This window comes from Mycobacterium sp. SM3041, assembly GCF_039668335.1.
Taxonomy (GTDB): Bacteria; Actinomycetota; Actinomycetes; order Mycobacteriales; family Mycobacteriaceae; genus Mycobacterium.
In genome coordinates this window covers 15,945-36,077 of the sequence record NZ_JAYXBQ010000047.1, presented here as the reverse complement: position 1 = coordinate 36,077, position 20,133 = coordinate 15,945, and the positions used below count along the sequence as shown (strand labels likewise).

General features: G+C 68.6%; 10 protein-coding genes and 2 pseudogenes. 5 read left to right on the top strand and 7 right to left on the bottom strand.

The window, feature by feature from the left end; all coding sequences use genetic code 11:
* Position 1: 1 nt before the first annotated feature.
* Positions 2 to 1,018 (bottom strand): phosphotransferase, encoded by a 1,017-nt coding sequence (locus tag VXD91_RS15730; RefSeq protein WP_212807382.1) that lies wholly within the window; start codon positions 1,016 to 1,018, stop codon positions 2 to 4.
* A 343-nt stretch (positions 1,019 to 1,361) separates the two neighbouring features.
* Here VXD91_RS15730 and VXD91_RS15725 point away from each other — a divergent pair, with 343 nt between their 5' ends.
* The 5 genes from VXD91_RS15725 (at position 1,362) to VXD91_RS15705 (ending at position 7,942) form a co-directional block, all read left to right on the top strand.
* The gene (locus tag VXD91_RS15725) at positions 1,362 to 2,942 is read left to right on the top strand and encodes an APC family permease (RefSeq protein ID WP_212807381.1); all 1,581 of its coding nucleotides are present in this window, start codon (positions 1,362 to 1,364) and stop codon (positions 2,940 to 2,942) included.
* A gap of 77 nt (positions 2,943 to 3,019) precedes the next feature.
* Complete coding sequence (locus tag VXD91_RS15720) at positions 3,020 to 4,345, top strand: aspartate aminotransferase family protein (protein ID WP_212807380.1); 1,326 nt, start codon at positions 3,020 to 3,022, stop codon at positions 4,343 to 4,345.
* Entirely contained in the window at positions 4,342 to 6,225 is a 1,884-nt protein-coding gene (locus VXD91_RS15715; protein WP_212807379.1) for a propionyl-CoA synthetase, read from the top strand. Before VXD91_RS15720 ends, VXD91_RS15715 begins: the two co-directional genes overlap by 4 nt.
* A 30-nt stretch (positions 6,226 to 6,255) precedes the next feature.
* On the top strand, positions 6,256 to 6,996 hold the full coding sequence (locus VXD91_RS15710) for a GAP family protein (protein ID WP_346415850.1): 741 nt from the start codon (positions 6,256 to 6,258) through the stop codon (positions 6,994 to 6,996).
* A 34-nt stretch (positions 6,997 to 7,030) separates the two neighbouring features.
* Complete coding sequence (locus tag VXD91_RS15705; RefSeq protein WP_212807377.1) at positions 7,031 to 7,942, top strand: metal-dependent hydrolase; 912 nt, start codon at positions 7,031 to 7,033, stop codon at positions 7,940 to 7,942.
* Here VXD91_RS15705 and VXD91_RS15700 read toward each other — a convergent pair.
* The 6 genes and pseudogenes from VXD91_RS15700 to VXD91_RS15675 all read right to left on the bottom strand — a co-directional run bounded on the left by VXD91_RS15700 (position 7,936) and on the right by VXD91_RS15675 (position 20,094).
* Positions 7,936 to 8,511: a hypothetical protein gene (locus VXD91_RS15700; protein ID WP_346415848.1), complete on the bottom strand. Its 576-nt coding sequence runs from the start codon at positions 8,509 to 8,511 to the stop codon at positions 7,936 to 7,938. The two genes, VXD91_RS15705 and VXD91_RS15700, sit on opposite strands and share 7 nt — an antisense overlap.
* A 797-nt stretch (positions 8,512 to 9,308) precedes the next feature.
* Positions 9,309 to 15,293: pseudogene (locus tag VXD91_RS15695) on the bottom strand (type I polyketide synthase); the annotation flags it as partial.
* Between the two features lie 72 nt (positions 15,294 to 15,365).
* Positions 15,366 to 17,177: pseudogene (locus VXD91_RS15690) on the bottom strand (AMP-binding protein); the annotation flags it as partial.
* On the bottom strand, positions 17,174 to 17,701 hold the full coding sequence (locus tag VXD91_RS15685; RefSeq protein ID WP_212807375.1) for a chorismate pyruvate-lyase family protein: 528 nt from the start codon (positions 17,699 to 17,701) through the stop codon (positions 17,174 to 17,176). The pseudogene VXD91_RS15690 and the gene VXD91_RS15685, both read right to left, overlap by 4 nt.
* Positions 17,702 to 18,157: 456 nt before the next feature.
* Positions 18,158 to 18,871: a type 1 glutamine amidotransferase gene (locus tag VXD91_RS15680; RefSeq protein WP_212807374.1), complete on the bottom strand. Its 714-nt coding sequence runs from the start codon at positions 18,869 to 18,871 to the stop codon at positions 18,158 to 18,160.
* Positions 18,868 to 20,094, bottom strand: coding sequence for a Mur ligase family protein (locus tag VXD91_RS15675; RefSeq protein ID WP_212807373.1), 1,227 nt, complete (start codon positions 20,092 to 20,094; stop codon positions 18,868 to 18,870). Before VXD91_RS15675 ends, VXD91_RS15680 begins: the two co-directional genes overlap by 4 nt.
* Positions 20,095 to 20,133 lie beyond the last annotated feature (39 nt).

Here is a 20,133-nt window from a genome sequence, read left to right as displayed (position 1 = left end):
GTCAGTGGGAGAGAGTGGGAGCGGTCGCGGGCACATCAACCCGGAACCACGATGGGTCGGTTAGGTAGGACTGCGCCAATTGTGCTGTGCCGGAGGCGTATCGGTGCCCGAGGGTCTGTGCCGGTCCGGATTCGGGATGGCTGCCGATCCAGGCTGTGAGCATCAGGCGGCGCAGCATGACGAAGGTGGGGATCTCGGCGAGGTCGGCGGCGGGGATGTCGCGGACGGTGCGGTAGCCGGCGAGCCATTCGTCGATGATGCGGGCGGCGTCCGGGGTGTCCTCGACGAACGACACCACCGCACCCAGGTCGGCGAGGTACCACGACCAGCCGCAGTCGTCGAAGTCGATGACGGTGATCTTGCCCTTGTGCACCATCAGGTTCGACATCCGCAGGTCGGCGTGGACCAGCCCGAAGCGGTCGGGGCCCATGCCGTAGTCGGTGAGGCGTTCGATGACCTTGCGCTCGGCCTCCTCGATGACGGCGGCATCGCCGGCCGACAGGGCCGGCGCGTCCCGCCAGTCACCCCACCGGCCGGCGGCGCCGAGCATGGTGTCGAGGTCCCACCGGAAGCGTGTGAAAGCCTCCGGTCGCTGCCAGCGCTGGACGTGGTCGTGCAGCGTCGCCGTGATCGCGCCCAACTCGCTGAAGCTGATGTCCGAGGCGTCGTCCTCGGCGATGGTGCCTTCCACGAACGTGAACAGGTCGACGAGACAGCTCTGGTCGCCGATGCGGGCCTCCACCACCCGGCGTCCGTCGGGGGCGGGAATCACCTGCGGTGTCGTGATCGCGGAGTCGCGGCGCAGGCTCTCCATCCAGTCGAGTTCGGATTCGATGGCGGCCAGCGAGTGGTAGCCGGGCCGGTGCACGCGCAGGACCTGGCGTTCGGTCCCCGATTCCACCAGGAAGGTGCCGTTCTCCGAGTAGCTCAGCAGCGTCACGGTTGCCGAATCGAGCCCATAGTGCGGGAGCGCAGCGCGCGCGAAGCGTTCGTAGTCGGTGGCGGCCATGTCGCTCATTGTGGCTCTCCTGAACTGGCGGTGTGGGCACGGTCACTATTTGGTCTGGTCAGTTGTAGCGCACTTTGGCTCGAAAGTGAACCAAAACCGAAAATTGGTAACGACGGCTTTACGGGCCGGAAATATGGCGCGATTTTGGCAGGGCGCACAGGAAGTGTGCAGGTAGTTCGGGTATTGACCACGTCGGGGCGGTCTGGTACCAATAGCCCTGTGCCGATGGCGTGGGGGTCCATTGGTCCATCGGATTAGCTGAAGTGCCGCTCGACAGAGCAGACCAAATAAACCCAAAACCGGCCAGCGTGGCCCGGACCCATCTCCCATCAGATCGGATCGGTCAGCACCCATGAGTGAAATCGACGACCACCCACGAACCGCCCCGCTGACACCGGCACCGCCCGACAGCGGCCCCGGCGTGCAGCGCCTCAAACCCAACGCCGTCGGCTTGATCGGCGTGCTGTTCATGGCGGTGGCCACCGCCGCCCCGATCACCGCGATGGTCGGCAACGTCCCGATCGCCGTCGGGTCCGGTAACGGCGCCGCCGCTCCTGCCGGGTACCTCATCGCCACCATCGTGCTGGGCCTCTTCGCTGTCGGATATGCGGCGATGTCGAAGCACATCACCGCCACCGGTGCGTTCTACGGCTACATCTCGCACGGACTCGGGCGGGTGCTCGGTCTGTCGGCCGGTTTCCTGACGGTCCTGGCGTACGTGGTTTTCGAGGCGTCCCTGGTCGGCATTTTCTCGTTCTTCTCACGGGATCTGTTCGCCTCACTGTTCAACGTGCATCTGCCGTGGCTGCTGTTCGCCGTGGTGATGATCGTCGCCAATGCGGTACTCACCTACTTCGATGTCAACTTGGCCGCGAAAGTGCTTGGCGGACTGCTGATCACCGAGATTGTGATGTTGACGCTGATGGCGGGTTCGGTGGTCGTCAGCGGCGGTGGCCCGGAAGGCTGGTCGCTGTCATCTCTCAACCCGATCAACGGGCTGAAGGGGCTCGACGCCGTCGTCCCAAACGTCAGCGGCGCGGGCACCATGGCCGTGGCAGGCTCCGCCGGGATCGGCTTGTTCTTCGCCTTCTGGTCCTGGGTGGGATTCGAGTCCAGCGCCATGTACGGCGAAGAGTCCAAGAACCCCAAGAAGATCATCCCCGTTGCGATCATGTCGTCGGTGCTCGGCATCGGGGCGTTCTACATCGTGGTGTCGTGGCTGGCGATCGTGGGCACCGGACCCAGCAAATCCATTGCGCTGGCGCAGGATACGAACACCGCCGGGGAGATCTTCTTCACCCCGGTGCGTGAGCACCTCGGTGGCTGGGCCGTGACCATGTTCCAGATCCTGCTCACCACCGGCTCGTACGCGTGCGGCATGGCCTTCCACAACTGCGCTGCCCGCTACATCTACGCGCTCGGCCGGGAAGACATCCTCCCCGGAACCGCGAAAACCATTGGCCGTACCCACCACATCCACGGATCCCCGCACTTCGCGGGCTTCGTGCAGACGGCCATCACCCTGGTGATCGTGCTGTGGTTCGCGGTCTCCGGTCGCGATCCCTACAGCGGGCTCTACGGCCTTGCCGCGCTGCTGGGCACATCCGCCATTCTCATCGTGCAGGCGATGGCGGCGTTCTCGGTGGTCTCGTACTTCCATGTGCGCAAGCAACATCCGGAGACCACGCACTGGTTCCGCACCTTGGTCGCCCCCGGGCTCGGCGGCATCGGCATGCTGTACGTCATCTACCTGCTGATCAAGAACGCCTCGTTCGCGGCGGGTACGGCCAAGGACGACATCGTCTTCGATTCGATTCCCTGGGTCGTCGGTGGCACCGCGATCGCCGGAATCGTTGTCGCCCTGGTACTTCGGGCCCGGTCCCCGCAGCGCTACGACCGATTGGGGCGCGTCGTGCTCGACGAAGAACGTTGACGCCGTAGGCGTCATCCAGCATCCGCCGTCACCTCGTCACACCGCGCCGATCGCTTTCTACCGCAAGGACAACGAACATGGCTTTCTCCACAATCATGGACTCCAACAGCTACACCGGAGGGGAAGATCTCGACCCCACCACCGATGCCATGGTCGAGAAGCGGCGATCGACGCTGGGTCCGTCCTATCGGCTCTTCTACAACCGGCCCGTCCACCTGGTCAAAGGCTCGGGCGCCCATCTCTATGACGCCGACGGCAACAAGTACCTCGACGCCTACAACAACGTGGCCAGCGTCGGGCACTGCAACCCGCGGGTCATCGAGGCCGTCACCCGGCAGATGTCGGAGCTCAACACCCACACCCGGTACCTGCACGGCGGCATCCTCGACTACTCCGAGAAGCTGCTGGCCACGTTCCCGGCGGAGATCTCGTCGATCATGTACACCTGCACGGGATCCGAGGCCAACGACCTGGCCGTCCGGGTCGCCGAACAGTACAGCGGCGGCACCGGGGTCATCGTCACCGAGGAGGCGTACCACGGCAACAGTGCGCTGATCTCGGCGATGTCGCCGTCGCTGGGCGTCGGTGTGCCACTGGGCGCCAACGTGCGCACGGTGCCGGCGCCGGACTCGTACCGCATCGACCCGGCGGTGCTGGGCCAGTGGTTCGCCGACCAGGTCAGCGCCGCGATCGCCGATCTGGAGCGGCACGGCCACAAGTTCAGCGCGCTGCTGCTGGATTCGATCTTCTCCTCCGACGGCATCTACGTCGATCCATCGGTGCTGGCGCCCGCTGTCGAGGTCGTCCACCGCGCCGGCGGCGTGTTCATCGCCGACGAGGTGCAGCCGGGCTTCTCGCGGACCGGCGAGGCGATGTGGGGTTTCCAGCGGCACGGCGTGGTGCCCGACCTGGTGACGATGGGCAAGCCCATGGGCAACGGCATTCCTGTCGCGGCGATGGCCGCCCGCCCGGAGATTCTCGACGCCTTCGCACAGGAGACGCCCTACTTCAACACCTTTGGCGGCAACCCCGTCTCGATGGCCGCGGCGCAGGCCGTCCTCGACGTCATCCAGGGCGACGGGCTGGCCGCGCACGCCGTCGAGGTCGGTGACCAACTGCGCGCCGAACTGCGCGCGCTGGCGAAGGACTACCCGTTCGTCGGCGACGTCCGCGGCGCGGGCCTGTACACCGGCGTCGAGATCGTCGCCGACCCCGACAGCAAGGAACACGACCGCGGGCAGGCGCAGCGCATCGTCGACATGATGCGCGATAACCGCGTTCTGATCTCTGTGTGCGGCGGACATGGCAACATCCTCAAAGTGCGCCCACCTCTTGTCTTCTCGATGTCGGACCTGGACTGGTTCATGACGGTGTTCTCGGCTGTCGCCAAGGAACTCGCGTGAGCGCCTATCGCGAGGCGTTCGAGGCCGCAGCGGAGCGGCCCGACGACTTCTGGCTGACGGCCGCGCAGGCCATCGACTGGACCGTCGCGCCGACCCGCGCACTCGACGATTCCGCGGCGCCGCATTACCGCTGGTTCCCCGACGGTCAGCTCAACACCTGCTACAACGCCCTCGACCGGCACGTCGCGGCCGGTAACGGCGGCCGCACCGCACTGATCTACGACTCCGCGATGGTCGGCGTGCAGCAGTCCTTCACGTACGCCGAACTGCTCGACCGGGTGGCGCGCTTCGCCGGAGTGCTTGCCGCACAAGGCGTCACCAAGGGCGCCCGCGTCGTGGTCTACATGCCGATGATCCCCGAAGCGGTTGTCGCCATGCTGGCCTGCGCCCGCATCGGCGCCGTCCACTCGGTGGTGTTCGGTGGGTTCGCGGCGAACGAACTCGCGGCCCGCATCGACGACGCACAGCCGGTGGCGCTGCTGACCGCCTCCGGTGGGCTGGAACCGGGTCGCACCGTCGAATACCTGCCCGTCGTCGCCAAGGCGCTGACGCTGACCAGCGCCGCGCCGGCCACGGTGATCGTCAAGAACCGCGGCGAGATCGCGGGGGAGGCCGCCGACTATCCGGGCTACCTCGATTGGGACACGTTGGCCGCAGGTGCCGAGCCCGCCGCTCCGGTGCCGGTGGCCGCCACCGACCCGCTCTACATCCTGTACACCTCCGGCACGACCGGGCGGCCCAAGGGCGTCGTCCGCGACAACGGGGGGCACGCCGTCGCGCTGGCCTGGTCGATGAAGAACGTCTACGACATCGGTGCCGGCCAGGTGATGTGGACGGCCTCGGACATCGGGTGGGTCGTCGGCAGCTCGTACATCGTGTACGGGCCGCTGATCGCCGGCGCCACCACCGTGCTCTACGAAGGCAAGCCCGTCGGCACTCCCGACGCGGGCGCGTTCTGGCGGGTCATCGAGCAACATCGCGTGGCGGCGCTGTTCACCGCGCCGACCGCGCTGCGTGCCATCCGCAAAGCCGACCCTGACGCGTCATTGCTTGCGGGCCATGATATTTCGACGCTGCACACGCTCTTCGTCGCCGGGGAGCGGCTGGACCCCGACACCTATGAATGGGCCTCGGAGAAGTTGCACTGCCCCGTCGTCGACCACTGGTGGCAGACCGAAACCGGCTGGGCGATCTGCGCGAACCTGCGCGGGCTCGAACCCATGCCCATCAAAGCCGGCTCCCCGACCGTGCCGGTACCCGGCTACCGCGTCAGCATCGTCGACGCGTCGGGCAATCCGGTCGCGCCCGGCGTCGAGGGCAACATCGTCATCAAGCTGCCACTGCCGCCCGGCACGCTGGCCGGGCTGTGGCAGAACGACAAGGGCTACGTGCAGTCGTACCTGTCGGCGTTCCCCGGCTACTACCTCACCGGTGACTTCGGCTACGTCGACGACGACGGTTACCTCACCGTGCTGGGCCGCACCGACGACGTGATCAACGTTGCGGGGCACCGGCTTTCGACCGGGAGCATCGAAGCCGTCATCGCCGGCCACCGGGCCGTCGCCGAGTGCGCCGTCATCGGCGTCCACGACGACCTCAAGGGGCAGCGGCCCAGCGGCTACGTCGTGCTCAAGGCCGGGGCGGACATCGACGGCGGGGTGCTGCAACAGGAACTCGCGGCGATGGTGCGGGACCAGATCGGCGCCGTCGCCACCTTCCGTGACGTCACCGTCGTGGGCGCGCTGCCCAAGACCCGCTCGGGCAAGATCCTGCGAAAGACCATGCGGCAGATCGCCGAAGGCACCGACTACGTCGTCCCGTCCACCATCGAGGACAGCTCGGTGATCGACGCGCTCATCCCGGTGCTGCGCCCCAGCTAGCACTCCGCCGCGCCCGGTAAGTTGGCGGCAATGTGGGGTTCTGTGGCGGTGCTGGCACTGCCGATCGCGTTCGATCCGGTGCGCCTCGGCGTCAACCTGTTGCTGATCTCCCGGCCGCGCCCGGCGCAGAACCTGCTGGTGTACTGGGTCGGCTGCGTGGCCGCGAGCGTCATGCTGCTGTTGCTTCCGCTGCTGGCGCTGCACTTCACCGACCTGGCGTGGGTGCACGACCTGGCCAACCCGCGCACCACCGCGAGCGCGACGATGCGGCACCTCCAGGTGGCCGTCGGCGTGCTGCTGCTCGTCATCGCGGCAGTGACGGCGGTGCGGATGGTGACGCGCCGGCGCACCCCGGACGACGACGTCTCACCCATCTCGAAGTTGCTGCACCGGGACCCCGACGCGCCGCCGCGCGGCGGCCTGCTGGGGCGCGCGCAACGCGCCTGGGAGAGCGGGGCGCTGTGGGTCGCGGCGGTGATCGGCTTCTGGGCCGGCCCGAACCCGTCGCTGGTGCTGTTCGCGCTGACGACGATCCTGGCGTCGGGCGCCGCCATCGGCACACAGATCGCCGTCGCGCTGGTGTTCATCGTCGTGAGCCTCGCCGTCGTCGAGGTGGTGCTGCTCTGCAATGTCATCGCACCGGCGAAAACCCAAGCGGCACTGCGGAAAGTGCACGACTGGGTCGGCGGCTACCGGCAACAGATCGTGGTGGCGATCGTGACGCTCGTCGGCCTGGCGTTCATCGCGCAGGGTGCGGGGTTGTTGGCGTAGGGTTAAAGCCGCTCCAACTGGGAAAAGAGTGGGGATGGCTGATCACGAGGTCCACCACGACGGATATCCGACCCACCGCCGAAAGGTCCGCTTCGACTGGTCGGACACGCCGCTGCACTGGGTTCCCGGCGATCCGTTTTCCACCCACATGCTGAACGTGCTGCACCTGATGCTGCCGGCCGGTGAGCGCTGGTTCATCCAGGTCGTCAACGAGGCCGAACCGCTCGTCGACGACCCGCAGATGAAAGCCGCGATCAAGCCGTTCGTGCAGCAGGAGGGCTGGCATGCCCAGGCGCACCAGATGGTGCTGCAACATCTGCTGGAACAGGGCATCGACACCACGCCGTTCACCGGCACGATGTCCACCGAACTGCCGGCGGTGGGTGACAAGGCCGCTGCCAAACAGTCACGACTGCCGCGGGTGGTGCAGCGGTGGGCGCTGTACCAGCGCCTGGCGGTGGCCGCGGCCCTCGAACCCTTCAACGCGGCGCTGGGCCAGTGGACGATCCAGAACCGCGGCCTCGACTACGCCGGCGCCGACCCGACCATGCTGGATCTGCTGCGCTGGCACGGGGCAGAGGAGATCGAACACCGCGCGCTGGTGTTCGACATCTACCAGCATCTGTGTGGCAACTACCTCATGCGGGCGGTGACGATGCTGCTCACCGCGCCCGGGTTCCTGCTCACGTGGTACCGGGGTATGCGGTACCTCATGAACGCCGACCCGACCATCTCCGCCAAGCCACGGTTCCGCGACTGGCTGCGCGCCTCGCGGGAGTACCGGGTGCCCGGTCCCTGGCTGCTCATGGTGACGGTGCCGTTCCGCTACATCCGGCCCGGCTATCACCCCAACGCGGAGGCGTCGACACAGATGGCGCTGGACTACCTGGAGTACTCGCCAGTGGCCCGTGCTGCCCGGGAACAGGCCGCGGCAGGCGGTCAGTAGTCGATCTGCGCACCCAGATCGAATTCGGCAAGGACTCGTGACACCGTGTCGCGCAACGCTTCCCGGGTATCGAGCCGGCCCGGGAGATAGGCGGAGATTCTGATCGACATCTTCCCGCCGGCGCGCCCCGACGACAGGAACATCTGGCCGCCCATCGCCTCGAGCAGGCCCTTCGTGATGTCGGGCTCGACCGATCGCATGGACAGGTAGTCAGCCTCGGTGCCGTCGGGCCGGCTCACCGCCGCCGGCACGTCACCGACGTTGGAGCACGTGACGGGCAGGACGGCGCCGCCTGCTGCCATCGCACCGAACTTCCGGACCGCCCACTTCGGCGTGACCGCCGCCAGGGCCGTCGGCGCCAGGGCCTCGTCGTCAGGGTTCTCGATGGTCTCGAGGGTGGCGCGCGTGATCTTGGCGCGGATGTCGGCGAGGTCCTTCGCCGCGTGTGTGGGGTCGACCACGACGTCGGCGCTCGTCAGCGCATTGGCGCGGGTATCACCCTCGGTGCGACGCGACAGCACGAAGCGCAGCGTGACCGTCCCGTCCTCCTGAACGCGTCCGGTCGCCACCGCGAGCCGGCACGCGATGCCGGCGACGAGCGAGTTGCTGCCGCCGCCAAGGCTTTTCGCGCGCGCATCCCATGCGCTCAGATCGATCTGCGCGGTGAGGCCGGGGACGTCGACCTTCTGGTCGCTGCCGGCTCTGCTCGGGGGTGCCGGCTTGGCCGGCGGCGCTGATTCGCTCCCTCCGGGCCACGGCGGCCACGCCGTGCGCCATGTCGGGCAGGTCCTTGACCGTCCTGCCGCAGATCCTCGCGCAGCGCGCGACCGCGAGGCCGTGACCGCGCCGACAGATAACCCAGGTCGTGCGTCCGGCCCTCGACGGCGTCGGCGACCGCCTGCCCGAAGGCGATGGCATCGACGATCAGATGCGACGCCACGAGGCTGATCGCGGTGGCGCCGCCCTCGAGCGGCAGCACCCCGAGGTGCCATCCGGGCCCCCGCTCGGGATCGAGCGGCAGCCTTGCGCGTTCGTCGGACCATGCGCTCACCTCGGCGCGCGGCCGTGGTGTGGCGGCGAAGTCGATGTCCGGCGCGGCCGGAGACCGGACCCAGCGATCGCGGGCGAACGGTACTGACGCCCGCTCGATCAGGCGGCCCAGCAGTCCATGACCGAGGTTGTGGTGAAACCGCCGCAACGCGGCGACGTCGACGGCCCGGTCATAGATCCAGGTCATCTGCAGGACCGTGCCATGGCTTGCGCGCAGCGCGAGGAACGCGGCCTGGTCCAGGTAGGCCAGCCGGTCGTCCACGGGCCGAGCGGAGGGCGCGTCGACATGCGTCACTGCCGCGGGGGCGTCGGTGGCGGTGAGCGAACCGGCGAGGTGGGCCGCCAGCGCACTGGCGCTGGGGTGGTCGAAGATCAGGGTCGGCGGCAGGGCCAGGCCCGTCACAGTCTTGAGGCGGTTGCGTAGTTCGACGGCGGTGAGGGAGTCGAAGCCCAGCTCCTCGAAAGCGGCCTCGCGGTCGAGATCGTCGGGCGTGGGGTGGCCGAGCACCGCCGCCGCCTGCGCGCACACCATGTCGGTCAGCAGCGTGCGCTGTTCGTCGCGCGTCAACCCGTCGAGGCGGTGGGCCAGCGCTGACTTCGAGGCGGTGGCATCGCCGGAATCGTGGGCCGGCCGCCGCCGCGGACTGCGGACCAGCCCGCTGAACAACACCGGCAGATTTCCGTTGCGGGCCTTGGTGTTCAGTGCGGCCCGGTCGAGGCGGGCGGCGACGGTCACGGGGTGATCGTGCGTCAGCGCGTCGTCGAACAGTTGCAGCGCCTGCGCGGGTGTCATCGGCGCCAGCCCACTGCTGCTGATCCGGGCCAGATCGCGGTCGCTCAGGTGGGCCGTCATCCCACCGGACTGTTCCCACATTCCCCACACGAGGGACGTCCCGGGCAATCCCAGGGCTCGCCGATGGGCGGCAAAGCCGTCCAGGAACGCGTTCGCCGCTGCGTAATTGCCCTGTCCCGGTGCGCCCACCGTGGCGGCGATCGACGAACACAACACGAACATCGCCAGATTCAGATCACGGGTGGCTTCGTGCAGGTTCCAGACCGCGTCCACCTTGGCCCGCAGCACCGGGCCCAGCCGGTCCGGCGTCAGGGAGGCGATCACGGCATCGTCGAGGACGCCCGCGGCATGGATCACTCCGCGCAGTGGCGGGGAGCACCGCGCGACCAGCGCTCGCACCGCGTCCGGATCGGTGACATCGCAGGCCACCAATTCCACGTGGGCGCCGGCACTTTCCAATTCGGCGGCCAGCGCGGTGGCGCCCTCGGCGCGGTCCCCACGCCGGCTGGCCAGCACCAGGTGCCGGACGCCGTAGGCACTGACCAGATGGCGGGCCAGATGCGCGCCGACCATTCCGGTGGCGCCGGTGATCAACACCGTGCCGTCGGCGAGCCGGCCGGCCAGCGCCGTCGGCATCGTCAGCACCACCTTGCCGACATGGCGCGCCTGACTGATGAACCGGTAGGCCTCCGGGGCGCAGCGGACATCCCAGGGCGTGACGGGCAGGGGCCGCAGCCGCTCCGTTTCGAAGAGCTTCGTCAACTCGCACAGCATCGCCTGCATCCGTTGCGGTTCGGCCTCGGAAAGATCGAATGCCTGGTACCGGACACCGGGATACTGCGCGGCGACCGCCTCGGCGTCGCGGATGTCGGTCTTGCCCATCTCGATGAAGCGCCCACCGCGGCCCAGCAACCGGAGCGACGCGTCCACGAATTCCCCGGCCAGCGAGTCGAGCACGATGTCGACGCCGCGGCCCCCGGTGACCGCCAGGAACTTGTCCTCGAAGTCGAGGGTGCGCGAATCGCCGATGTGGTCATCGGCAAAACCCATGGCGCGCAAGGTGTTCCACTTGCCTGGACTGGCGGTGACGAAGACGTCCGCACCGAGGTGGCGGGCCAGCTGCACCGCCGCCATGCCCACCCCGCCGGTGCCGGCGTGCACGAGTACCGATTCCCCGGCAGCGATGCCGGCCAGATCCACCAATCCGTACAGGGCCGTCAGGAACGCCACCGAGACCCCGGCGGCCTGCTCGAGCGACCAGCCCTCCGGCACCGTGGTGAGCAACTGCTCATCGACCACGGCCACCGGGCCGGTGCCGGCCATCAGGCCCATCACCGCATCACCGACCGCAATGCCCGAGACGCCCGGGCCGGTCTCCACCACCACGCCGGCGCCCTCGGCGCCCAGCACGGGGGCCTGCCCGGGATACATGCCCAACGCCGCCATGACGTCGCGGAAGTTGACCCCGACCGCCGCCACCGCCACCCGCACCTGGCCGGCCGGCAACGCTGCTTCCACCTCGGGGCAGGCCCGGATGGCGAGGTTCTCCAGTGTTCCGTCACCGCCGACGGCCAACCGCCACGCACCTTCCGGTGGCACCAAAAGCGCTGGGGCCGAGGCCAACCGGGCGGCGTGCACCTTGCCGGACCGCACCACGAGTTGCGGCTCGCCGGCGGCGACGAGCTTTGTCGGGTCGACCGTGCCGTCGGTGTCGAGAAGCATGATGCGGCCCGGGTTTTCGGCCTGCGCCGAGCGCACCAGACCCCACACCGCCGCGGCAGCCAGATCGCCGACGTCCTCGCCGGCCAGTCCCACCGCGCCGCGGGTCGACACCACCAAGGTGCCGGCTCGCTCGTCGGCCAGCCAATCCTGCAACACCTCGAGGGCGGCGCGCGTGCCGGCATGCACCGCGCCCACCACGTCGTCGTCGGCGGATGTGTACTCCCACACGACCACTCGGTCACGATCCGCCGGTTCGGGCTTGTGGCTCAACGATATCGGTGTCCAGAGCACTTCCAGTGGTCCGTCGGGGGCGGGCAGTTGCCCGGCGCCGATCGGGCGGGTGGTCAGGGCGCGCACCGTGAGCACCGGCGACCCGGCGTGGTCGGCCACGTCCACCGACAGTTCGTCGTCGCCCAGCACGGTGATGCGGGCCCGTACCCGCCCGGCGCCGCCGGCATGCAGCGTCACACCGCGCCAGCAGAACGGCAACATCGTCTGGGTGGTGTCGCTGGCCAGCCCGGCCGCGTGCAGCACCGCATCCAGCACCGCCGGATGGATACCCATCGTGTCGGTCGCACCCGCGTCTTCGGGTGCGGCAACCTCGGCGAAAAGCTCAGGGCCGCAGCGCCAGAGCGCGATCAGGCCCTGGAACGCCGGCCCGTACTCGTAGCCGCGCTCGCCGAGCCGCGCATAGCCACCGGACAGGTCGACGCTCGCCGCACCGGGCGGCGGCCACGCCGTCAGGTCTCCTGCGCGCTCCGAAGCGTGGGCCGTCAGCGTGCCCTCGGCGTGCAGCGACCACTCCGCGTCGGACTCATCGCGACGTGCGTACACCGAGACCGCCCGGCTGCCCGACTCCGCGGCAGCGCTCACCACGACCTGCAGTTGGGTCGCGGCGTCCTCGTCCAGGACCAGGGGCGCGGCCAGCACCAACTCTTCGACGGTTCCGCAGCCCACCTCGTCGCCGGCCCGCAGGGCCAGCTCCACAAACCCGGTCCCGGGGAAAAGCACCGCGCCGCCGATCAGGTGATCGGCCAACCATGGCTGATCCGCCAAGGACACGCGCCCGGTCAAGACCACCCCACCGGAATCAGGCCGCTCGACCACCGCGCTCAGCAACGGATGGTGGGCGGCATTCAGCCCCAGTGCCGCGGTGCCCGCGGATCCGGTGGAGGTCGGCATCGTCCAGAAGCGACGCCGCTGAAACGCATACGTGGGCAACTCGACCCGGTGTCCGTGCGCGGACACCGCCGGCCACGCCACGGGCAAGCCGGTGGTGAACAACCGGGCGGCGCCGTGCAGGAGTGCCGCCACCTCCGGCCGGCCCTTGCCGAGCAGCGACACCGTGACGGGTTCGGCCGGTGACACCGACCGTTCGACGGCGGCCGTCAACCCGCTGCCCGGACCGACCTCGATGAAATGCGTCGCGCCGCTTGTCTGCAGGTTCCGGATGCTGTCGGCGAAACGCACGGGCCGCCGGATGTGGTCCACCCAATATGGTGCCGAGCCGAAACCGGCTGCGGCATCAACTGATTGGGCCGTCACATTCGAGATCAGCGGAATCTGCGGCCGGCGCGGTTCGACTTCTGCTGCGAGCCGCACGAACTCGTCGAGCATCGGCTCCATCAACGGCGAGTGGAAGGCATGCGAGACCGCGAGCGGGTGCACCCGGTGGCCCAGCGCGGCCAGCCGCTCGGCGGTCTCGGTGACGGCGCCCTGCGGACCTGAGAGGACCACCGACTCAGGCGCATTGATCGCCGCGATCACCGCACCGTCGGCCAGCAGTGGCGTCACCACGTCTACTGCGGCGCTCACGGCCGTCATCGCGCCACCGGCTGGGAGGGCCTGCATCAGGCGTCCCCGGGCGGCGACCAACAATGCGGCGTCCGGCAGCGTGAGCACCCCCGCGACGTACGCCGCCGAGAACTCACCGACCGAATGTCCCAGCACGAAGTCGGGCGTGACGCCCCAGCTCCGCAGCACCGCGAACAACGACACTTCCACCGCGAACAGCGCCGGCTGCGCGAATTCGGTGCTGTCGAGCAGGCCGCTGTCGGAGCCCCAGAGCACTTCGCGCAGCGGCAGCCGCAGATGACGGTCCAGCTCGGCGGCCACTTCATCAAACACCGTGGCGTACAACGGCAATTGGTCATACAGCTGCCGGCCCATCCCGAGGCTCTGTGAGCCCTGCCCGGGAAACACGACCACCGACTTGCCGACCGCGCCGGCACGGCCTGCCACGACTGCCGCATGCGGTTTCCCGGCGGCCAACGCAGTCAGTCCCGAGGCGAGTGCCTCACGATCCGCGCCCAGCACCACCGCGCGGTGCTCGAACACCGAACGTCGGGCCAGCGAGTACCCCACGTCGACAGGCTGGAGTTCCGGATGGGCGCGCAGATGTGCCGACAAGCGCTCGGCTTGCGCGCTCAGCGCCTCGGCTGATTTGGCCGAGATGACCCACGGGAGTGCGCCGCTCGGGTTCTCCGCCCCGTGACTTTCCGGTTCAGGCTGCGGACCCTGCTCCAGGATCACGTGCGCGTTGGTGCCGCTGATGCCGAACGACGACACACCGGCCCGGCGCGGGCGGCCATCGAGTGGCCAGGGCCGGGCCTCGGTCAGCACGGACACCGCTCCGCGGTCCCAATCCACGCGCGGGGAGGGGACATCCACGTGCAGCGTCGCCGGCATCACGCCATGGCGCATGGCCTGCACCATCTTGATCACCCCGGCGACGCCGGCGGCGGCCTGGGTATGACCCATGTTCGATTTGATCGAGCCCACCCACAACGGCCGCTCCGCCGGGCGGTCCTGCCCGTAGGCGGCCAGAAGCGCCTGCGCCTCAATGGGATCCCCCAACGTGGTGCCGGTCCCGTGCCCCTCCACGACATCCACGTCGGCGGCGGTCAACCCCGCGCTGGCCAGGGCCGCCCGGATCACCCGCTGCTGCGACGGCCCGTTGGGTGCGGTCAGCCCATTGGAGGCGCCATCCTGGTTCACGGCACTGCCGCGCACCACCGCCAGCACGGGATGTCCCAACCGCTGGGCATCCGACAACCGCTCCAGCGCCAGCACGCCGGCGCCTTCGCCCCACGCCGTCCCGTCCGCGGCGCCGGCGAAAGCCTTGCACCGGCCATCCGGAGCGAGCCCGCGCTGTCTGCTGAACCCGATGAAGGTCTCCGGCGACGTCATCACCGTCACGCCACCGGCCAACGCCAGGTCGCATTCGCCCGACCGCAGGGACTGCGCGGCCCAGTGCAGCGACACCAACGACGAGGAGCACGCGGTGTCCACCGACACCGCGGGCCCCTGCAGCCCCAAGACGTACGACACCCGGCCCGAGGCCACACTGAGTGCCGAGCCGGTCAGCCCGTAGCCTTCCAGCCTGTCGGTTCCCGCGGCGCCGTAGCGTTGCGCGAAGACCCCGGTGAACACCCCGGTGGCGGAGCCGTGCAATGACGTCGGATCAATTCCGGCCTGCTCCAAGGCTTCCCACGAGCATTCGAGGAGCAGCCGCTGTTGCGGATCCATCGCCCGCGCCTCACTGGGGCCGATTCCGAAGAAGCCGGCGTCGAAGCCGGCCACGTCCGCGAGGAAGCCACCCCAGCGGGTGTAGGTCTTGCCCGCCGCATCGGGGTCGGGGTCGAACAAGCTTTTCACATCCCACCCCCGGTCGGTGGGGAACTCCGACACCACATCCCGCGCGTTCGCCACCAATTCCCACAGGCCCTGGGGCGTGTCCACCCCGCCGGGGAAGCGGCAGCCCATACCCACGATGGCGATCGGTTCGTCGGCCCCGGTTGCCGGGGCAGACGCGACGGGGCTTGCGCCGGCGGACAATTGAGCTTCCACATACCGGGCCAGTTGCCCGATCGAGCCGTAATCCCAGCCGACGGTGTCCGAAAGCTGAAGTCCGGTAACGGCTGCCAGCCGGTTGCGAAGTTCGACCGTCATCTTCGAATCGAAGCCGAGTTCGGAGAAGGCGAGATCCCGGTTCAGTGCTTGCGCGTCCGTCAGGCCCAGCATTTTCGCGACCTCGGCGCACACGGTATCGGCCACCAGCCGGTGCTGTTCCTGCCGCAGGGCGGCGACCCGGTCACTGAGCGTCACGTGATTCGGTGGGCGTTCGGGAGCGGGCGGCGGTGTATCCGAGGGTGTTTCGGCGGCCGGGTAATCCCAGATCGGCGGCGCCGGGCTCTCGGCGCGCAGCGCGGGGCGGACCAGCTTGCCGGTCGGCGTGCGGGGGAGCTGCTCGACCACGGCGAATCTGTGTGGTACCTGGACGGCAGACAGCTGAGAAACCAAGCGCTGGTGCAGGTCTCGGAAGACCGATTCGTCGACGACGGCATTTTCGGCGGGGACGAGGAACGCCTGCAGTGCCGAGACACCGGGTGACTCTTTCACCCCGACAACGGCCGCGTGCGCGATTCTGCCGTCCTGGGTGATGAGGCGCTCGATGTCCCGTGGATTGACGTTGACGCCACCGATGATCTCGGTGTCGTCCGCGCGGTAGCAGTACGTCACCCAGCCGTCGGCGTCGACCGACACCCGGTCCCGCGTATCGTGCCAGTCGCCATCCCGTACGAGAGTGCCGGCCGGACGATTCCAGTACCCCGGCGATATCGACGGCCCGCGGGCCCAGAGGTTCCCCACTGTGCCGGGAGGCGCCACCGCGCCCTCCGGCGTGACGACGCGGATCTCGTAGGGCGGGAGAACTTTTCCGATGGTGCCAGGACGCCAGTCCGCGATGGTGTTCGAGACGAACGTCTGCCCCACCTCGGTCGAGCCGATCCCGTCGAGTATCGGGATACCGCCGAAGAACTCCGTCATCCGCTCGGCGAGCCGCACGTCGAGAGCTTCGCCGGCTGATACCAGGCAGCGCAGCGAACGGAATGATGCGGGGGAGCAGGCTTCGACGATGCGCGCGAAAAACGTCGGCACGCCGTAGAGCACCGATGCGCCGAATGTGGTGCTCAGGTCGGCTGTCGCTTCGGGGGTGACCGGCCGTTTGACGATGACCGCGGAACTGCCTGTCGCAAGCGGGAACCAGACCGCGTTGCCGAGCCCGTACGCGAAGTACATTGGCGCACTGCACAACCCGACATCGGGTGCGGTGAGGCGCAGTGCTCGGTCACACATCGCCTCGACGTAGGCCCACACGTCGGAGTGCCGGTGGATGGCGGCCTTCGGTGCACCCGTCGTACCGGAGGTGTAGGTGGCGTAGGCGGGAGCGTCGCCGCTCAGCGGCTCGTAGCCGGCCGGGCCGGCATGGGCCGCTTCGGAAACCAGCTCCGCGGCGTCGGCGACGGCCGACTCACCAAACCGGTCGAGGAGCGCGCCGGATGTGATGACAAGGCCTGGCTCCGTGTCGTTTTCGGCGAAACGGTGGTCCCGGCGATTGAGCTCGGGGTTGGCGAGGAAGGCCACGATGCCGCGGCCGAGGCAGGCCAGCAGCAACTGTACGAGTTCGGGAGAATCCGGAAGGCACAACAGGACGCGGTCTCCGGCGGAGAGTCCACGGCGCTGTAGCACCGTCCCCAAACGTGCTGCGCCGTCGTGGATTTGCCCGTGGGTCACGACCTGCGGGCCATGGTAGGCGGGCCTGTCCCGCCATCCTGCCTGCGATGCACGTTCGGCCAGCAGCGCTGCCAGATTTCCGCTCGGCAGCGTCATGATGCGGTTGCCTCGAAATCGAGGAAGTACTCGGTGATGACGATGACGGGCCGGCCGTCGAGGATGATGCGGTACCGGCGGCTGACGGTCCTCGATTGCGCGTCCCGATCCGTCGCGGCGGCAAGCCAGTCGGGTGATTCCGCCACCCAGATGTCGGCCGGCTCCTTGAATGTTTCGAGGCGGCTGGCGGCCATGATCTCGCCGATGGGCGCAGTTGTGCTCGTCAGGTCTGCCGCGATGGTCGGGGGCAGCAGGTCGATGGCGATGAGGGATTCGGCGCCGACGAATCGCCGGCCCGAGGTCCGGCCGTTGAGCAGGACACGGCGTTGCAGAACCCGGCCCGACAGGTGGTCCCACTGGTCGAGTTCGTGCGGATGAATCTGCTGCTCGACGACCTGGACCACGATCTCCTCGCCGCTGACGACACCGAGAATCCGCGTGAGGGTGCCGTTTGTCGCGATGAGTATCCGTAGGTCCCGATTGAGCTGGTGGATTTCTTCGCCCGCCAGAAAGCACTCGGACATATGGCCGTTCCTAATCGAAGACGCCAATACTCAACGTGCTGCAGGCTCGCGAGACGCTGCGAACCGTGCGGTTCATGATCCCCCACGACCGAGTGCGGTGCATGGCGAACTGACGAGAAATGAACTGGGTACGCGGCTTTCCACGAGCCGGAAAGGTTTGCCTAACCAAATAGGCAACCCATGGCGCGAGTGTGGTGTATTGCGTGAAATATGCACTACAGCAATGTCTTTCACGCTACCTCGGCGTGCTCCTGTGCTGTCGAACTGTCGCAGTGGAGGCAGATGACCGTGTCGAAGGTGAAGTCGCCACACTGGGGGCAGAAGAAGTCGAACATGAGCACACCTCTCGAGCTGGGCAGTGGTGGCTCGTATCTACCCGGTTGTCGAATGGTGAAACCGCGCACGTGCGCGTTGACAGTCAGTTCACAGCAACGGGCTCAAGCGCTTTCGCCGGCGTCAAGCCCGGCGCGGTGCGGCGAGGCGCTCGCGGCGGAGCAGGTCGACCTCGGGCAGTTCCAGGGGTGGCAGCTCACCGACCACCTGAGCCAGCAGGTAGTCGGCCAGCTCCGGATTCCGGGCCAGGCACGGGCCGTGCAGGTAGGTGGCGACCACGCTGCCCTGTACGACACCGTCGTAGCCCGACCCCGCGCGGTTGCCGGCACCCTTCTCGACGCGCGCCAACGGCTTGGCCAGCGGGCCGAGATCGGTTCCGCCGCGGTGGTTTTCGAAGCCTGTGAGGTTCTGGGTGAGGCCGTCGAGCATCGGCACCGACGCCACCTCGCCGATGGTGCGTTCGGGCTGCGGCGAGGTCGTCACGTCCAGCAGGCCGACGCCGTCGACGCGCTCGCCTGACGACGTCTCGTACCAGTGTCCGAGCACCTGGATGGCGGCGCAGATCGCCAGCACCGGAGCGCCGCGCTCGACGGCACGCTGCAGGCCCGGGTATTGCAGCAGGTGGCGGGTAGCCAGGCGCTGTGCATAGTCCTCGGCGCCGCCGAGGGTGTAGAGGTCCATCGAATCCGGCACCGGGTCGTCGAGGGTGATCTCGACGATCTCGGCGTCAATTCCCCTGAGCCGCAAGCGCTGTCGCAGCACGACGGCATTACCGCTGTCACCGTAGGTGCCCATGACGTCGGGCAGGACCAGGCCGATGCGGACGGGCGTGTTCATGCCAGCTCCCGATTCAGCTGCAGGAACGCCGTGTAGTTCGCGATGACCTCGACGTGCCCGGGCGGGCAGGACTTGATGGCGGCCAACGTGTCGTGCACCAGCGTGTGGTCGACACCCGCGTAGCCGAGGCGCACCGCGAGATCGGTGCCGCGCTCGCCCGCCGATACGATGGGCGCCGGGAAGTCCACGAAGTGCTCGAAGTTCACGTCCCACAGCCACGACAGATCCTCGCCGTCGGGTACCTGGCCGTTCACTGAAATGACCGCTCCCGCAACATCGCTGGAGACCATAGACAGCGCCTCCTGCCAGCCGGCGGGGTTCTTGGCCAGCAGCATGCGCACGGTGTGCTCGCCGACGTGCAGGGTCCGGTAGCGTCCGGCGACCTCGTCGACCGTCGACACCGCGGCCACCGCCGCGGCGGGTGACGCGCCCAGCGCGACCGCGGCGGCCACGGCCTGCGTCGCGTTGCCGCGGTTCACCGTGCCGGGCAGGGCCAGCGTCATGGGGGCGGTAAAGCCGTCCGGCCCATAGATGTTCGTCTCGTCGTACCACCACTGGGGCGTCGGCCGGGAGAAATCGGTACCGGTCGAATGCCAGTGCCCGTTCTCGCGGACGATCACCTCACCGCTGCGCGGACAGCTCACCGAATCGCCGGACCAGCCGCCACCGGCGGCGACCCAGACGACATTGGGGCTGTCGTACGCCGCCGAGGTCACCAGAACGTCGTCACAGTTGGCCACGACAACGGCCTTGGGGTGACGGGCCAGTCCGGCACGCAACGTCCGTTCGATGTGGTTGATCTCGCCGACACGGTCCAGCTGGTCACGAGACAGGTTGAGCAACACGATCACCGACGGATCCACCGCGTCGGAGACATGCGGCACGTGCATCTCGTCGACCTCGAGCGCGGCCAGCGTCGCCTTGCGCGATCCGGCCAGCGCGGCAATCAGCCCGGCGTCCATGTTGGCGCCCTCGCTGTTGGACGCCACCGGCCCGAGGGTCGCCAGCGCCGCCGCCGTCATCCGCGTCGTCGTCGACTTGCCGTTGGTCCCGGTGACGACGACGGAGCGCCGCCCGGAGCCGAGCTGTCCGAGGATCGACGGGTCCAGCTTCATGGCGACGAGCCCGCCGATCATGGCGCCGGCACCGCGGCCCGTCACGCGCGACGCCCACCGGGCGGCGGCGCCCGCGCCCAGCGCGACGCGTCCTCGTGCGGTGATCATCCCCGGAAGTCTAGGAGGGGCGCCCCGAATGTGACGACA

Coding starts and splice junctions, on each gene's coding strand:
- VXD91_RS15730 (WP_212807382.1), bottom strand. CDS start 1,018: ATGAGCGACATGGCCGCCACCGACTACGAACGCTTCGCGCGCGCTGCG.
- VXD91_RS15725 (WP_212807381.1), top strand. CDS start 1,362: ATGAGTGAAATCGACGACCACCCACGAACCGCCCCGCTGACACCGGCA.
- VXD91_RS15720 (WP_212807380.1), top strand. CDS start 3,020: ATGGCTTTCTCCACAATCATGGACTCCAACAGCTACACCGGAGGGGAA.
- VXD91_RS15710 (WP_346415850.1), top strand. CDS start 6,256: ATGTGGGGTTCTGTGGCGGTGCTGGCACTGCCGATCGCGTTCGATCCG.
- VXD91_RS15705 (WP_212807377.1), top strand. CDS start 7,031: ATGGCTGATCACGAGGTCCACCACGACGGATATCCGACCCACCGCCGA.
- VXD91_RS15685 (WP_212807375.1), bottom strand. CDS start 17,701: ATGTCCGAGTGCTTTCTGGCGGGCGAAGAAATCCACCAGCTCAATCGG.
- VXD91_RS15680 (WP_212807374.1), bottom strand. CDS start 18,871: ATGAACACGCCCGTCCGCATCGGCCTGGTCCTGCCCGACGTCATGGGC.
- VXD91_RS15675 (WP_212807373.1), bottom strand. CDS start 20,094: ATGATCACCGCACGAGGACGCGTCGCGCTGGGCGCGGGCGCCGCCGCC.